This is a genomic window from Shigella sp. FC1967 (assembly GCF_001743005.1).
Taxonomy (GTDB): Bacteria; Pseudomonadota; Gammaproteobacteria; order Enterobacterales; family Enterobacteriaceae; genus Proteus.
The window spans coordinates 1-16,280 of the sequence record NZ_MIIZ01000876.1 but is presented as its reverse complement, the minus strand read 5'-3'; the positions used below and the strand labels follow the sequence as shown (position 1 = coordinate 16,280).

General features: G+C 38.4%; 19 protein-coding genes and 2 pseudogenes. 5 read left to right on the top strand and 16 right to left on the bottom strand.

The genetic code is table 11. The features are described from left to right. Positions 1-152 precede the first annotated feature (152 nt). The 8 genes and pseudogenes from BHE89_RS15105 to rluE form a co-directional block, all read right to left on the bottom strand. Positions 153-1,274 (bottom strand): ribosomal protein uL16 3-hydroxylase, encoded by a 1,122-nt coding sequence (locus tag BHE89_RS15105; RefSeq protein WP_069368135.1) that lies wholly within the window; start codon positions 1,272-1,274, stop codon positions 153-155. Between the two features lie 180 nt (positions 1,275-1,454). After that, entirely contained in the window at positions 1,455-2,918 is a 1,464-nt protein-coding gene (phoQ, locus tag BHE89_RS15100; protein WP_069368136.1) for a two-component system sensor histidine kinase PhoQ, read from the bottom strand. Position 2,919: 1 nt separating this feature from the next. After that, positions 2,920-3,594 carry a two-component system response regulator PhoP gene (gene phoP, locus BHE89_RS15095; RefSeq protein WP_069368137.1) on the bottom strand — a complete coding sequence of 225 codons (675 nt, stop codon included), beginning with the start codon at positions 3,592-3,594 and terminating at the stop codon, positions 2,920-2,922. A 211-nt stretch (positions 3,595-3,805) separates the two neighbouring features. Further along, positions 3,806-5,176, bottom strand: a complete 1,371-nt coding sequence (purB, locus tag BHE89_RS15090; protein ID WP_069368149.1) for an adenylosuccinate lyase — start codon at positions 5,174-5,176, stop codon at positions 3,806-3,808. A gap of 31 nt (positions 5,177-5,207) precedes the next feature. Next, positions 5,208-5,837 (bottom strand): high frequency lysogenization protein HflD, encoded by a 630-nt coding sequence (gene hflD / locus BHE89_RS15085; RefSeq protein WP_069368138.1) that lies wholly within the window; start codon positions 5,835-5,837, stop codon positions 5,208-5,210. 2 nt (positions 5,838-5,839) lie between these two features. Next, positions 5,840-6,942: pseudogene (gene mnmA / locus BHE89_RS15080) on the bottom strand (tRNA 2-thiouridine(34) synthase MnmA). 109 nt (positions 6,943-7,051) lie between these two features. Beyond that, positions 7,052-7,501, bottom strand: a complete 450-nt coding sequence (locus tag BHE89_RS15075) for an NUDIX hydrolase (RefSeq protein ID WP_069368140.1) — start codon at positions 7,499-7,501, stop codon at positions 7,052-7,054. Continuing rightward, a complete protein-coding gene (rluE, locus tag BHE89_RS15070; protein ID WP_069368141.1) occupies positions 7,494-8,123 on the bottom strand; it encodes a 23S rRNA pseudouridine(2457) synthase RluE in 630 nt (209 codons plus the stop codon). Before rluE ends, BHE89_RS15075 begins: the two co-directional genes overlap by 8 nt. A 138-nt stretch (positions 8,124-8,261) precedes the next feature. Between rluE and icd the strand changes: the two genes are divergently transcribed. Next, a complete protein-coding gene (gene icd, locus BHE89_RS15065; protein WP_069368142.1) occupies positions 8,262-9,515 on the top strand; it encodes an NADP-dependent isocitrate dehydrogenase in 1,254 nt (417 codons plus the stop codon). A 109-nt stretch (positions 9,516-9,624) separates the two neighbouring features. Here icd and BHE89_RS15060 read toward each other — a convergent pair. The 8 genes and pseudogenes from BHE89_RS15060 to BHE89_RS15025 form a co-directional block, all read right to left on the bottom strand. After that, positions 9,625-10,759: pseudogene (locus tag BHE89_RS15060) on the bottom strand (site-specific integrase). Beyond that, on the bottom strand, positions 10,734-10,985 hold the full coding sequence (locus tag BHE89_RS15055) for an excisionase (protein ID WP_012367771.1): 252 nt from the start codon (positions 10,983-10,985) through the stop codon (positions 10,734-10,736). Before BHE89_RS15055 ends, BHE89_RS15060 begins: the two are co-directional and overlap by 26 nt. Before the next feature lie 60 nt (positions 10,986-11,045). Continuing rightward, on the bottom strand, positions 11,046-11,486 hold the full coding sequence (locus BHE89_RS15050) for a class I SAM-dependent methyltransferase (protein ID WP_128860600.1): 441 nt from the start codon (positions 11,484-11,486) through the stop codon (positions 11,046-11,048). Positions 11,487-11,730: 244 nt separating this feature from the next. Next, positions 11,731-12,399, bottom strand: coding sequence for a hypothetical protein (locus BHE89_RS15045; RefSeq protein WP_069368315.1), 669 nt, complete (start codon positions 12,397-12,399; stop codon positions 11,731-11,733). Between the two features lies 1 nt (position 12,400). Beyond that, the gene (locus BHE89_RS15040; RefSeq protein ID WP_069368314.1) at positions 12,401-12,856 is read right to left on the bottom strand and encodes a hypothetical protein; all 456 of its coding nucleotides are present in this window, start codon (positions 12,854-12,856) and stop codon (positions 12,401-12,403) included. 8 nt (positions 12,857-12,864) lie between these two features. Further along, positions 12,865-13,362 carry a single-stranded DNA-binding protein gene (gene ssb, locus BHE89_RS15035; protein WP_069368313.1) on the bottom strand — a complete coding sequence of 166 codons (498 nt, stop codon included), beginning with the start codon at positions 13,360-13,362 and terminating at the stop codon, positions 12,865-12,867. Further along, positions 13,355-13,888: a hypothetical protein gene (locus tag BHE89_RS15030; RefSeq protein WP_069368312.1), complete on the bottom strand. Its 534-nt coding sequence runs from the start codon at positions 13,886-13,888 to the stop codon at positions 13,355-13,357. The genes ssb and BHE89_RS15030 overlap by 8 nt, the downstream gene beginning before the upstream one ends. Positions 13,889-14,433: 545 nt before the next feature. Further along, complete coding sequence (locus BHE89_RS15025; RefSeq protein WP_069368311.1) at positions 14,434-15,123, bottom strand: XRE family transcriptional regulator; 690 nt, start codon at positions 15,121-15,123, stop codon at positions 14,434-14,436. A 97-nt stretch (positions 15,124-15,220) separates the two neighbouring features. Here BHE89_RS15025 and BHE89_RS15020 point away from each other — a divergent pair, with 97 nt between their 5' ends. From BHE89_RS15020 to BHE89_RS15010, 4 genes are all read left to right on the top strand, one after another. Continuing rightward, complete coding sequence (locus tag BHE89_RS15020) at positions 15,221-15,436, top strand: helix-turn-helix domain-containing protein (RefSeq protein WP_069368310.1); 216 nt, start codon at positions 15,221-15,223, stop codon at positions 15,434-15,436. A 56-nt stretch (positions 15,437-15,492) separates the two neighbouring features. Beyond that, positions 15,493-15,639, top strand: coding sequence for a phage regulatory CII family protein (locus tag BHE89_RS25990; protein ID WP_286146189.1), 147 nt, complete (start codon positions 15,493-15,495; stop codon positions 15,637-15,639). Further along, on the top strand, positions 15,611-15,952 hold the full coding sequence (locus BHE89_RS15015) for a YmfL family putative regulatory protein (RefSeq protein WP_286146188.1): 342 nt from the start codon (positions 15,611-15,613) through the stop codon (positions 15,950-15,952). The genes BHE89_RS25990 and BHE89_RS15015 overlap by 29 nt, the downstream gene beginning before the upstream one ends. Positions 15,953-16,037: 85 nt before the next feature. Beyond that, positions 16,038-16,247, top strand: a complete 210-nt coding sequence (locus tag BHE89_RS15010; RefSeq protein WP_069369407.1) for a hypothetical protein — start codon at positions 16,038-16,040, stop codon at positions 16,245-16,247. Positions 16,248-16,280 lie beyond the last annotated feature (33 nt).

Here is a 16,280-nt window from a genome sequence, read left to right as displayed (position 1 = left end):
TTTTTATCACAATTCCTTTCTTCTTTCATAATACAAGAGTGCTTTTTAAAAGAGTCTATAACTTATTTAATTCGTTAGTTATGTAAAATATTAAATAATAAAAAAGCCCTGTTATTAATATAGCAGGGCTTATAACTGAAAATTAGTGATAATTAATCTTCAAAGTACCAATAACCTTGATTAACTAAGTGTGTTAATAAACGAACAAATTTCGGATCAGCTAACGCATCACCTAAGTGTTGTTTATCAATATAGTCATATTGGCAAAGTGCATCTGCAGCTTCTATATGATCAGTATCCATCAATTCACCATTTACAAAACAGTTATCACCAACCCGCAGTGCACGAAGACCATTTAAACGATGAAGTTGCTCACCTTGTTGCAGCAAATCATGAATTTCCGCGTTTTCATATAAAGGCTCTGGGATCGCGAGATCAAGTTCATGACGAGATTGAGAAATAAATTCCCCAAACCAATGACGGAATACTTCGGGTTGAGCAAGTAAATCTTCCATCATGTCATGAAGCTTATTGAGCTCTTGATGTTGCACTAATGCTGGGTTTTCACGCAGTGTTAGATCAGGATCACTGTAACGATAGCTACCTAAATCATTTGCTAACACATAGTCAGCAAAACCACTGAAAAGTTCACGAGCATTCGGTGATCGGAAACCAACAGAGTAGTTTAGCGATTCTTCAATCGCATATCCTTCATGAGGGAATCCAGGTGGGATATAAAGAATATCGCCCGGTTCTAATTCCTCATCAATAATTGCTTCAAAAGGATCAACTTGAAGCAGATCAGGGTGAGGGCAGTGTTGTTTCATGGGGATTTTTTCCCCAACTCGCCAACGACGACGACCTTGTCCCTGAATAATAAAGACATCATATTGATCAAGATGTGGACCAACACCACCACCGGGAACAGAATAAGAGATCATTAAATCATCAATGCGCCAATCGGGTAACACACGAAATGGCTTCATTAGTGCCGCACTCGGAAAATGCCAGTGATCGACGGCTTGTACAAGTAAAGACCAATCTTTATCACCCAGTCCTTCAAAGTGTTCGAAAGGCCCGTGTTTGACTCCCCATTGTCCGTCTTGACAGCTAACAAGACGGCTATCTACTTCATCTTCCATTGCAAGACCAGCAAGTTCGTCAGGAGATAAAGGATCAACAAAACGAGAGAAGCCGTTTTTAATTAATAAAGGGCGTTTCTGCCAATGGCTTTCGAGAAATGATTGCCAATCTAAATTAAGTTTATAGTCCATTGTGTATATCCTGAATTCGGGAAGCCTGAAACCATAGTATAATGAATTCTTATTTCCTGCTAAACATTCCTTTGAGCAATGTGAGTAATAGCGAGTAACACAATAATAACTGAACAGATATCATACATAATGCTGGATATTTGGCGGTAATTTAAAAAAGACGTTTTTTATCAATAATGATTATTCACGTTCAGTAGTCAGCTGTTGCTCAGCAAAGATTACGGTGATACGAGCACCACCTAAAGGACTATTGGTGATCGTAATTTCGCCACTGTATTGCTCAATAATATCTACTGCGATAGATAATCCTAAACCTTGCCCTGGACGCAGAGTGTCTGCTCTTGTTCCTCGCTGGAAAATAGCTTCTCTTTTTTCATCTCTGACACCTGGACCATCATCATCAACAATTATCATTACACTATTTTCATTATTGCTAACATTGATTTCGACAAATTCTAAGCAGTATTTACAGGCGTTATCAAGAATATTACCCATCACTTCCATAAAATCATTTTTCTCACCTAACCACATGATTTCAGGTGAAACATTGAGTGTTAAATCAACCCCTTTTGACTGATAAACTTTATTTAATGCACTGCAAAGATTATCGAGTAATCCGGATAATGAGTGGAGTTTTCGCGTGCTAATATCGTGATCCCCATGGATGGATGCTCGATGCAGATAATAACCGACTTGCTGTGAAATTCGCTCTATTTGATCGAGCATAATAGGTTCAGCTTGCTCTATCGTCATCTGTTTGCCTGAACGTAAAGAGCGTAATGTCGATTGTAACACGGCAAGCGGTGTTTTTAAGCTATGGGTAAGGTCAGATAAACTTGTGCGATATTTACTGTAACGACTGCGTTCATTACGCAACAATACATTTAAATTTCTGACCAAGCCTTTTAACTCGGTTGGCGGATTTTCATCCAAATCATTGCGAGTTCCTTTTTCTAATGCACTGATTTGTTCAATAACTTGTTTTATAGGTCTTAAACTCCAATGTGCTGCCAGCCAAATTAAGGGGATAACCAAAAATAGATTTGCAAGAATGATATATAAGAACCAATCCCAAACCTGACTGACTTTTTGCATACGTTGAGGAATAGGATCGATAACGGCGATTGCCATGTAAGGCATATTATCAGCCGCAGGATAATGATTAATCACAACTGAATGAGTTAAAAACTCATTACTGGCGTATTCTTCAAGACGTTTAATATAAACACGGTATTGCGGTAGCTGTTTTAACATTAAACGTGTTGTTTTTATATCAACAGAGATCTCAAATAAGCCTTCTTCATGGCGCCATTTATGTTTAATGCTATCCGGAATTGCTTTAGGCAAATCGGGAGGCGTCCATAATACACCACCTTTATCATCAAAAATGACTACCAGTGACGTGTTGTTATTATTAAGATTTGTTGGAAACTCAATATTCAGCTTGCCCTTATCCCACTGCGCTAAACTGTAGTAAAGATTACTTTGACTACGCATCAGCATAAAAGTGGTTTTATCTACACTGACAATCGAACCGACAATAGCAACTAATCCATAAGAGAGCGTAAGTGCTAAAATTATGGCACTGGTTGCAAGTAAAAAACGAGTTCGTAATGAGAGTGGAGAGCGCTGTTTTTTTTGCATATTAAGGTTTCATATCGAAACGGTAGCCTTGCCCACGTACTGTGACCACCACGTCATCAGGGTATTTCTCTAAGATTTTTTTACGTAGTCTCCCCATCAGGACATCAATAGTGTGACTCTCTTTTAACTCAGCATCTGGATACAACTGACGCATTAATGCATCTTTGCTAACAACTTTATTTTGATTGCGCATTAAGGTTTCTAAAATTGTATATTCAAATGCGGTTAACTTAATTTGTTCTCCTGAGATCATGAACGCTTTACGTGACAAATCCAATTCAAAAGGTTCAATAGCCAGAGTTTGCGATGCAATTCCCATGTTCCTTCGCATTAATGCCTGAATACGTGCAACAATTTCCTCAAAATGAAAGGGTTTTGTCACATAGTCATCCGCGCCTGCATTTAACGCTGAAACTTTTTCTTGCCAACTTTCTCGTGCCGTTAAGACCATTATTGGTAGGGTAATATTATGCTCTCGCCATCGACGAATAAGGCTAATGCCATCTTCATCTGGTAACCCTAAATCCACAATGGCAACATCAGGTGTACCTTCTGCAATAAAACTATCTGCCTCTTTGGCATCTTCTGCCGCATCAACTTGATGTCCTGCATCACGAAATTGCACAGATAAGTGATGGCGAAGTAAGATATTATCTTCAATAATTAAGATCCGCATTATTCCACCTTGAGTACAAGCAGCAAAATTCACTGTTGTAAAATAATATAGGAAATGATAGTTAACCTATCAGATAAAAATATGGGCTCATCATAGACAATCTATCGCTTAAAAAACACTGTATCCGACAAAGTGTTTAAGTTACAGATAGTTTTCTTTGTGTTTGGTTATAAAAAAAAGGCAGAAATTATCTGCCTTTTTAGAGAGGGAATTAGTTTAATTTATCAACAAGTTGAGTCGCAAAACCAATATAGCTTTCAGGTTTCATCGCTTTTAAGCGTGTTTTTTCATCTTCTGGTAGTGCTAAACCATCAATGAAAACGACCATATCTTGTTCTGTGATGCGTTTTCCTCGCGTAAGTTCTTTTAGTTTTTCGTAAGGTTTTTCAATACCATAACGACGCATTACCGTTTGAATTGGCTCTGCTAATACTTCCCAGTTGCAGTCTAACTCTTCACGCAGATGGTTTTCATTCACTTCAAGTTTATTAAGGCCTTTCATGGTTGATTGATAAGCAATCAGCGCATAACCAATACCAACACCTAAATTACGCAGTACAGTTGAGTCTGTTAAGTCACGTTGCCAGCGGGAAACGGGTAATTTACTCGAAAGATGTCCCATAACTGCATTTGCTAACCCTAAGTTTCCTTCCGAGTTTTCAAAATCAATAGGGTTGACTTTATGAGGCATGGTTGATGAACCAATCTCACCTGCAATGGTTTTTTGTTTAAAGTGGTTCAGTGCTACGTAACCCCAAATATCACGGTCAAAATCGATTAAGATAGTATTGAAGCGACTAATACAATCAAAAAGCTCCGCAATATAATCGTGTGGTTCAATTTGAGTGGTGTATGGGTTCCATGTGATACCCAGTGAAGTGACAAATTCTTGACTAAATTGATGCCAGTTTACTTCTGGATATGCAGCTAAGTGAGCATTGTAGTTACCTACGGCTCCATTGATTTTACCTAAGATCTCAACTTGAGTTAGTTGACGATATTGGCGCTCCATACGGTAGGCAACGTTAGCAAACTCTTTGCCAATGGTAGAAGGGGTTGCAGGTTGACCATGAGTGCGAGACAGTAAGGGTAAATCACGGTATTCTTGTGCCATTTTACTAATGGTATCAATAAGTTCACGCCAAGCAGGTAATAAAATTTCTTGACGCGCTGTTTCCAGCATAATGGCATGAGACAGGTTATTAATATCTTCAGAAGTACAAGCGAAGTGAATAAATTCAGAAACTTGATGTAAAGCAGGGATGGTCGCCACTTTTTCTTTTAAGAAATATTCTACGGCTTTTACATCATGGTTAGTGGTGCGTTCGATAGTTTTAATACGAGCTGCATCTTCTTCATTGAAGTTAGCAACAATCGAATCAAGGTAATCGTTTGCGTTTTTTTCAAAGGCGGGAACTTCTTTAATGTCGGCGCAAGATGCTAGCTTTTGTAGCCAGCGAACTTCTACCTGTACACGGAATTTCAGAAGACCGAATTCACTAAAAATAGAACGTAACGACGAAGTTTTACTACCGTAACGACCGTCAATCGGTGAAATCGCTGTCAGCGAAGATAATTCCATTGTTGGCAACTCCCAGGTTGAATTTAAAGTATTAACATTGAGCGAGAAAATCATCAGCTTGTCGCAGAATAGTCTTTTGATGCAGTAAAAAATCAAAACGACGACCACCTACTTGACGCCAGAGCACGGCACTACGAATGCCAGTTAATAACAACGCCCTAACTTTAGCTTGAATAATAGAATTCTTTAACAGATCAATTGTGCCATGTACTTGAATGCGTGGGCCAACAGGGCTAACGGCATCAACATAAACGCCCGCAAGTGCATTAAATACACCTTCAGACATGGGTTCAAAGTAATTTTTTTGGCGCTCTAATTGAGAAATTTTTTGTGATAAACGAGAACTGTAATCATCATTTCTATTGATAAGACGCTCTAGATTGATTAAGCCCTGTTGATAAGTCATTAATTCAAGCGTTAATTTTTCTCTTCTTACCGCCTGATGAATGGCTTTCAGTGTTTGAAAGCCTAATTTTAAGTGGCTGACTTGATTGCCATAAACATCTAATGTTGAAGTGGGGTTGAGATTAAAAACACTGTTAACCATGACTTCAACATCGCGCTCATTTGCACTACCTTGGTAAGCAATTTGTTGAACGAGACGACTTGCTTGGCAGATGCCTGCCAATGCAAGAGTTATATCACGAAAATCTTTAGCCACATCTACTCCTGAATACGGGTTTCAATGATACCGCCACCTAAACAGACTTCGTCTTGATAAAAGACGGCTGATTGTCCCGGAGTAACTGCTGCAACAGGATAATCAAAGCGGACTTCAATTTTATCTTCACCTAAAGGTATTACTGTACACGCAATATCAGGTTGGCGATATCGTGTTTTAACAGTACAACGGAAAGTTTCAGTTATAGGTTCTCTTGATACCCAATGTAACTGTTGAGCAATTAAACCGACAGACATTAGTCTTGGATGTTCATGGCCTTGAGCGACAACAAGAATGTTGTTTTCAACATCTTTATCAACCACATACCAAGGATCTTCTCCACCATCTTTTGTGCCACCAATACCTAAGCCTTTACGTTGACCTAATGTGTGGTACATCAAGCCTTGGTGCTCACCAATAGTTTCGCCATCAACAGTCACAATAGCACCAGGTTTGCCGGCAAATAGCGCGATAAGAAGTCGGTAAATTTACGTTCACCAATAAAACAAATACCTGTTGAATCTTTTTTCTTTGCTGTTGCGAGATCAAGCTTTTCAGCAATTTTTCTGACTTCAGGTTTTTCCATTTCACCAACTGGGAAAAGGCTTTGTGCAATTTGCTCATAACTTAGTGTGTATAAGAAATAGCTTTGGTCTTTGTTATTATCCACACCGCGAAGTAATTGACTTTTACCATCAATATCACGACGGCGAACGTAGTGACCTGTTGCAATGTAATCTGCACCTAAATCTTCAGCTGCGTATTCTAAAAACGCTTTAAATTTTATCTCTTTATTACACAGAATATCTGGGTTTGGGGTGCGGCCTGCTTTATATTCGGATAAAAAGTGTTCAAACACATTATCCCAATATTCAGCGGCAAAATTGATGGTATAAAGTTCAATGCCAAGCTTATCGCACACAGCTTGCGCATCGGCAAGATCGGTAGAGGCTGAGCAATATTCTGTATCGTCATCTTCTTCCCAGTTCTTCATAAACAGACCAACGACCTGATATCCCTGTTCCTTAAGAAGATAGGCTGAGACGGATGAATCTACGCCACCGGACATTCCTACGATGACTTTTTTTTGGCTGTTATCTGACATAACGGGATCTCACTGCGGAAAAATAAGCGCCATACTTTACCATATCACTGAGATAGGTGCATCATGTCTTACTCTGTTTTTGATGCTTTGTTTTTCCCTTTTCTATTATTTAGTTAAAAGGTGTTCCAAAGCTACTTAATAAGGAAAGGGGATAGCGCTCACCTTGCTGATAACAGAGTAGGCTTTCTCTTACCAAGGGTGAGCGTAATTGTTGACTATGAATAATTTCATCGGCGCTAACCCAGTGACAACAATCAATATCGCTATCTTGAGGATGAGTTTCCAATTGTTCCTGCGCTTCAATAAGAAAAAGAAAACGTAGAAAAGGTGTTTTATCTGGGGCAATCCATTGATGTAATTTAAGAAAATGTTGAACGGGAAGTGTTAAGCCAGTTTCTTCCCATAATTCACGTTGAACAGCCTGAATAAGTGTCTCATTGGCTTCAAGGTGTCCAGCTGGTTGATTCCATGTCGCTTTTCCATCGACCGTTTCTTCAACAACGAGAAACTTATTTTTTGCATGGACGATACACGCAACAGTTACATTAGGTTTAAACAAAATCAATCTCCTTCCATTCACCAGGTAATAAATTATCCAATGTAATATTACCCATACTAAAGCGGATCAAACGCAATGTTGGATAACCAATATGAGCGGTCATTCGTCTCACTTGACGGTTTTTACCTTCAAATAACGTTATTTTTAACCAAGTTGTCGGGATAGTTTGACGTTCTCTAATGGGAGGATTTCTCTCCCATAGCCATTGGGGTTGTTCAACTATTTCGACTTGTGCTGGTAATGTTTTACCATCTTTAAGTTCTAATCCATCTCTAAATTGTTGTAATGAAGCAGTATTTGGAACGCCTTCAACCTGAGCATAGTAGATTTTTCCTGTCTTTTTACTTGGTTGTGTTAATTTTGCTTGTAGCTTCCCATCATTTGTTAATACTAAAAGTCCTTCACTGTCTCTATCTAAACGTCCTGCTGCATAAACATCACGAATAGGAATAAAATCTTTTAGTGTTTTTCTGCCATTTTCGTCCGTAAATTGCACAAGAACATCGAAGGGCTTGTTGAAGATAATGACCTTACGTTCACCTCTTGGGCGTGCTGGTTTTCTTTGTGCTGATGGAGTGTGATATTTTTTCGATTTAGCGCTATTTTTAAATTGATTTGCCATAGTTAATTTTTGTAAAAAATGGGAGATTGATTATACCTTAAAAGAGAAGCGATTGGCGTTAGCTGAATAATCAAGTAGTATTGACAGGTCTCTTACAAAAAATTAACAAAGCGTGCGCTTACATGAAAGGAGAGGTAAATGGAAAGCAAAGTAGTTGTTCCGGCTAATGGCGCTAAAATTACACTAGATGCTAAAGGTAAGCTTGTTGTTCCAAATAATCCGGTTATCCCTTATATCGAAGGGGATGGTATCGGTATCGATGTTACGCCAGCAATGTTAAAAGTTGTTGATGCAGCGGTTGAAAAAGCTTACGGCAAAGAACGTAAGATTGAGTGGATGGAAGTCTACACCGGCGAAAAATCAACGCAGGTTTATGGTAAAGATGTTTGGCTACCAGAAGAAACTTTAGATCTTATCCGTGAATATCGAGTTTCTATTAAAGGCCCTCTTACTACCCCAGTTGGTGGTGGTATCCGTTCATTAAACGTTGCATTACGTCAACAATTAGACCTCTATATTTGCCTACGTCCGGTACGTTATTACAAAGGTACTCCAAGCCCAGTTAAACAACCTGAACTAACCGATATGGTTATCTTCCGTGAAAACTCAGAAGATATCTATGCTGGTATTGAATGGAAAGCGGGCTCAGCAGAAGCAGATAAAGTGATTAAATTCCTACAAACTGAAATGGGAGTCACCAAAATCCGCTTCCCACAAGATTGCGGTATTGGTATCAAACCTTGTTCAGAAGAAGGCACTAAACGTTTAGTTCGCGCTGCAATTGAATACGCTATCGATAACGACCGTGATTCAGTTACATTGGTACACAAAGGTAATATTATGAAATTTACCGAAGGTGCCTTTAAAGACTGGGGTTATGAGTTAGCTCGAGAAGAATTTGGTGGTGAATTACTAGATGGCGGTCCTTGGGTTAAAATCAAGAATCCAAAATCAGGTAAAGAGATCATTGTTAAAGACGTTATCGCTGATGCTTTCTTACAGCAAATCCTGTTACGCCCAGCAGAGTATGATGTCATCGCATGTATGAATCTAAATGGTGACTATATTTCTGATGCATTAGCCGCTCAAGTGGGAGGTATTGGTATTGCTCCTGGCGCAAATATTGGTGATGAATGTGCATTGTTTGAAGCAACACACGGCACAGCACCAAAGTATGCTGGTCAAGATAAAGTTAACCCTGGTTCTATCATTCTTTCCGCAGAAATGATGCTACGCCATATGGGTTGGACAGAAGCCGCTGACTTAATCATTAAAGGTATGGAAGGCGCAATCGAAGCGAAGACCGTTACTTATGATTTCGAACGTCTAATGGACGGCGCTAAACTGCTGAAATGTAGCGAGTTCGGTGACGCGATTATCAAACATATGTAATTGTTGATTTGATAAATAGTTAACGGGAGCTTATTAGTTCCCGTTTGTTTTTTGTACTATAAAATTATTCCCCAAAACCCCACCAAAACTATTCCCCAAAACTGTTTAATTAAACAGCAATAATTTGCCATTCTTTGCCTCTATCGTCGTGATATTTATCAGTCATTTTTTGGGTTTTATGGCCTAATAATTTTTGTGTATTTATTCCTTGTTCGCGATAAAGTCTCTCAGACAAAGAGCGTTGTTCGTGAAAGGTTGGTGCAGTACCTTTCTCCCAAGTTAACCCACACTTATCTCGCGCTTTTTTAAACGTTGTGGTTAATGTATTTGGCGTGACTTGTTCGCCTCGTTTTGCTTGGGATGTTGTATGCCGATAATGTACAAGATATTTACTCACAACGGCATCACGACACCTTGCAATGACATCCCTTAAGGACATATTAAGGGCATCGCATTTTAATGATAATGGGATAGCTAATTTACTGCCTGTTTTTTCCTGCTGCACATGCAACATGTCATCCCAAATATCCGTAAATTTCATATTACAAATATCACCTATTCTTTGACCAGTAATTAACGCAAGCAACATTCCACATTGCAGGTAAGGGGGATGCTTTTCAGCTTGTAGATAAATAGTATTCCACTCATCAAGCGTCATACGCTCTCTTTTAACCCTATTTCTAGGCTGTTTTGTTGCTTTAGCTGGATTGTAACCAGGAGGAACGTAGCCAGCATGTTGAGCTTCTTTAAATACATCAATGAGCACCATGCGAACGACCTGAGCCATTCTTGAATGTCCTAATGCTTTGACTGAATCTATTATTTCGGCAATATCTAAAGCAGTTATCTCTTTCAATATTTTCGTACCACAATACTGACGAAATAAAATTAATAGGTTTCATTTTCTGTCGATAAGAATTAATTTTTAATTCACCGATATCTAATCTTTCTTTTTGAATATCCAAATATTTATCCACCCATATATCAACAGATATTTCAGACTTGTTTGTCTTAATTTTTGATAACCGTTCATTAATACTTAATAACTGTCGAGTATGTTGTTCAGCAATAATTGTATTGGCTTGAATAGCCGTTTCTCTCGCTTCTTGCTCGTCGGTGCCTAAACTATGAAATTTTCCCGTTATAGGGTGTTTATATTGCCAATAAATTTTTCCATTACGCTTATCTAATTTACGGTATAAGTTAGGAATGGTTATTTTATGGGTTCGCGGTCTGGCAGCCATCTGAAATTATCCTCTGAAGTCGCTCCGTTGATTTAGTCGGAATTTTTGGTAAAGATAAATAACCCACATAACGAGCTTCTCTATCGACCATCCACTTTCTACCAACTTTCATTGCTGGAGGTGCGATAAGATTATTTCTTGCGTATTTTTGTAATACCGTTATGCTGGGGGATTCTTCACCAAATTCCAACATAGCCCACGCCTCAAGACTTACCATTCTTGACATATTTTCTCTCCACACTGTCCGTACACAGTTTAAATAGATATTCGTTAATGCTGGTGGTAATTATTTACTGATCTCCTTAAGAAAAGAGATCCAGTGCGTTTTATCGTTCTTACCTACACGCTGTACCGCTGTTGGTTTTTGGTCTGTTAGTGCTAAAATTTGTTTAACAGGTATTTGGGTTTCATTCCATTTGAACAGCAATGTTCCTCCAGGCCTAAGCACTCTAAATGCTTCACTAAACCCTTTACTTAAATCTTCTCTCCATGATTCTTTATTTAACGAACCGTATTTTTTAAACATCCAACTATTTTTACCAACTCTAATTAAATGAGGTGGGTCAAATAGTACTTGATAAAAAGTATTATCTGGTAATGGAAGCTTTTTAAAATCAGAAATAATATCTGGTGTTATATTTAAAATCCTTCCATCACATAAAATATGTTCTTCGGCTCTAATATCATTAAATAAAACACGGTCATCTTGTTTATCAAAATAAAACATACGAGAGCCACAACACATATCAAGTATCGGTTTCACTCTTAACCTCAAATTTAATATTTGAATCTTTATTTATCGATAACCTTAAACACGTCTTGTCATGATAATAAGATAATAGGTCCTCTTCTTTTTGTAGATCTATTGATGCTTCATTTCCCCAATATCTTAAATACCTAATTCGATACCATTTATCACCAATTTTTAATAACATCATTGGGATTTAATTGGTTTATTGATTTATCCATTATTAAATCCTTTTAAACTCAATAACCCACACCCACGGATTATCTTCATATTTAAAGTTAGTAGGTGACACAGAATCCCAAAGATTACGAAACCAACAAAATGGGTCCATACTACCGCCAGTTAATTCACGTTCTAAAGGGTAGCCTTCAGATTTAAACTCAGTATCGCCAGCATCCTTTAATCGTTCTACACGAACATCGATGATCTCTAATGTAATGCGTGAAGCCCAGCGAGGCATGTGTATAGATGGTTTCCAGCAAGAGCGCCCATCAATACAACCATCATCGTCACCCCATGTGAAATCACCATCAGCAGAGTAAATGACATGTCCAGTGTAATAACCATGACCATATGGCATTTCACGTACAACTTTAGTTGGTCTATCAGGAACATAATCAATCATCAATCCATCATCATCAAACTCATGACTGACTACACTCCACGTTTCACGAACCCAAACACGATCACCAATTTTACCAAGCGGGCATAAATTATGTTTCGGAGCATCCAATACATGTGTAGTTGTGCCACTTCTTGTTTTTGTCGGTTTCTTTAGCCATATTCCATTATCAGGCATTACATTTTTAACGATACGACGAGTTTGAGTTTTACGCCCATCGAGAATGGCGCGCACCATTTCCGCATTAAAAATAATTCCGCGTTCTTTCATGTCATCCACCTATACGCGTAGCTGTTCTGATCCGTTGGTAGATTTCGTGTGCTTGAATTCGTTCCTTACCAACATCACAAGCACAGAAATATGCATAAGCTGTTTTTTCAGCTTCTCGATGGGCTTTTAAAAACTGTTCTTTTAATTGATATTTTGAAGAGCGTAACCAAAGGCAGACGGGGCCATCTTCACTATCGTATATAGCTCCAACAAACCAACCTTCACCAGGAGGTTCCGTTGGCATCCAAGCTGATACATTAGGGTTACCGTGAGTAAAATAGTTCTGGAAAACAGGTGTATTCTCTCCGACATCTTCACTCATATAAATACAGCGTTGCTCTAATTGGTTATCCGTTACCCACTGCATAATTTCATTACTATCTTCGGAAAATGGCAGTTTTGAATGAGCCCAATAACCATTTTCATCATATTCTACAAATTCTGGAGTAATTGACATAAGGCCTCCTAAATTACATTAATTAAATGGCGTGGATACATAAGTCCAATCGGGGCGAATGGAATATCATCTTCAAAATCCATTGGTGGTTGATTGCTTTGTACCTGAGGTTGAGCTGGTGGCTGATTTTGCTGTGCAGACTGTGAACCTGCCGATTTACTAGCACCACCCAGCATTTGCATTTTCCCACCAACATTGACGATTATTTCAGTTGTATAACGTTTAACACCGTTATCATCCCATTCCCGTGTTTGCAGTTGTCCTTCGATATAAACTTGTGAGCCTTTACACAAATAGCCACTGGCGATATCTGCAAGTTTTCCAAACAAAACGACACGATGCCATTCTGTTTTTTCGCGATTTTCACCCGTTTGTTTATCACGCCACTTTTCACTTGTGGCCACAGCCAAATTAGCAATAGCACCACCAGAAGGCAGGTAGCGAATTTCAGGATCGCGCCCTAAATTGCCGATAAGAATTACTTTGTTCACTGATCCGTTAGCCATTTTCAGTCCCCTTATAAAGTTCATTGAAACGACGTAAGAAGAGGGCTTTTGCTTGTGGTGGTGTTAGTGGGTTAACAACAAAATCACTAGTTGGAATACCTTCAAGCATTAACCAGTTACTACCAGCATCGATGTCTAAATCACGCTTTTCTGTGGCTAACATCATTAAGTCAGCAAAATGAACTGCATCAGATATAGATTCCGGTAATCCAAACTTCTTGCGGATAGCTAAATCAACACTGTGCTCAATCATTTGGTATTCAGTTAAGATAGCTTTTAAAGGGCGTGGCAAATCTTTGATATATGCTTCGCTGGCATCATGAAGTAGGGCTTCTAATGCGAATTCAGGCGCAACTAAATAACTTGCATATACCGAGTGCTGAGCAACAGAATAGAAATTATCAATTTGCCCATTAAAGCGACATTCATTAGCAAGACCACTGGCAATATCTTGAATATCTATATCTTCGATCCGTACATCGAGGTAATAGAAATGTTTATTTGTTGCTGTTGCAATATAAGACATTATTCTCTCCACACAATTTTAGGTAATAAAAATCCATCTCGAATTAATCGAGATTAAATTTCCCTGATGTCGCTAATAAAAAATAAAAATGGATTTACACTTCACACAATAAGAAAGGGCACTAGCTACAGTAGATATCTGATATGGACTGTCATGGGTGAATGCCAGTACCCTTACTTATTGAGTTAGTTTTAGTGATTGGCGGTAGGTGCTTATCTCCTACTTTCGGTCTTGTTGTGCAAGTATCCGCGTGGGTTAAGTGTCCACTGCTAATCAGCCTTAGCGTTCACCAATCCTAAAACTAACTCTATAAAAATGGCTGACTGAGCAGAACATTATCACCACACCCCCGTTAATGGTTTAAGACTCAGCCAGCCATGTTCTCTTCACACATAAAAATCATTTACTTTGTATACAAACTTGCTTCTGAGATAACAATAATGCAAATTTGCACATTGCGCAATATTAATTTGCGAAATTTACAATTTAGTGGGCAAAAAAAAGCCTGAAATATGTTCAGGCTGTTTATGCAAATGATAGTTTTGTTATGCGTGGCGTCTATATTCGTGGCTTTGGCTGATTAAAACCTTCCCATGAACACAAAATCTATGCTCATTTGAACTATTTATTTTCCACTGTGTATATTTAGGGTTATCAGAGAGAACAATTACTTCATCGGGAACTATCTGAAGGCGTTTTACGTGTATGTTTCCATCAAAAGAAAACACATAAATACCATCACCATCAATATAATCTATCGAAATATCAACAAAAATAAGGTCGCCGGGTTCTATTGTACCCGACATGCTATCACCACGAACATTGATAACTTTTACTGAGTGCGCAGGGCGGGAACCAAATAGTAACCTAGCTTGCTCTGTATCATATTCAATGGAATGAATGACATCTATGACATCACTTGTTCTCACGCAACCTGGCCCTGCACTCGCGCTAATATCAAGTAGTTGCACTTTATAAAGATCCTCGTTTATTACGTCATGATTCAAATCACTGTGTTTATATACAGTATGATTATCACCATCTGAAAATAAATCAAGTAAAGATATTGATAGTGCGTCAGCAATTTTTCTTAATTGTTGTTCAGTAAACGATTTTTGTTTGCCAGTTTCAAGACGAGACACATTGCCCGGATCGCTATCAATAGCGTTAGCCAGTTCAGCAATTGTCATATTCCGTTCTAAGCGGATTGATCTGATTTTTTTTCCTATTTCCATGCCTTAATTACAAATCCTTTTTGCGTTATTTGCAAAGTAAATTGCGCAAATTGAATTGGTGTTATATTATGCTTAAAACGCAAATTAAGGAGGCATAATGCAAACACCACTGAGGGCTTTGCGAATAAAGCAAAATCTTACATTAAGTAAAGTTGCTGAAGCTGTTCAAATTGATGTGGGAAATCTTAGCCGTATTGAACGAGGTGCCCAAAAAACCTCATTAGAGGTCGCAGAACGATTGGTTGCTTTTTTCAACGGTGAGTTAACAGAAATGCAAATTTTGTATCCGAAGAAGTTCAGCAATTACAAATAAGCTACTTCTTATTTTTTAAATATGTAACTACAAAATATCTTCAGTAAGGGTAGGAAATGAGCAAACAATCAATAAAACAGATAGTTAAAGAAATGTGCGATGAAGTACAAGGCGGGCGTGAAGCAATGGCGGGTGCGCTTGGTCTGTCTTTAACTTCATTCAACAACAAGTTGTATGAAAAAAAACGGCTGTCGTTCATTTGATTTAAACGAGTTATTAGCCATGCAAGATATTTCTAAAACTGTTTTGTTCGCTGAATTTATTGCAAGAGAAAGTGGGATGTTGCTGGTGGAACGTATTAAACCCGACGAGATAGATGAACCTGAATTATTTCGCTTACATAGCAAAGTTGGCTCAAACCAAGGTGAGCTGGCAATTTTTTTAGAAAAAAGCTTAGAAGATGGCGTTGTTGATAGTGACGAAGAAAAGCAACTTAACGTAATGCTAGATCGCGTGATAGCAAGTGGTCGCGCATTTGTTAATGCATTTATCTCATTACATCGGAAGAAAAAATAATGATGGGTTTTAGAAAGGGTGAAGCCAAAGGTGTACGGCCTCTGGCTTCGGTTTGCAAATTTCAATTGTGTGAAGAGAAATTAGCATGAGTAGATTAGCGCATTTAATACCTAAAAAGCAATTCCGTTGTTTACCTGTCTCGGGTAGTCAGTCATTTCGCTATGTAGAAATCATAGCGTCTGACGAACAACCAAACAACTACCAACCAAAAACAGGTTTGGTAGATAGACAGTCGCTTAAAAAGGTATGGGCTGATTTTTATTTTTCAAGTGGAGAGCGGGGCAATGAACAATGAGAACCCAAACCAACTTGATCGCTACTACAAAAA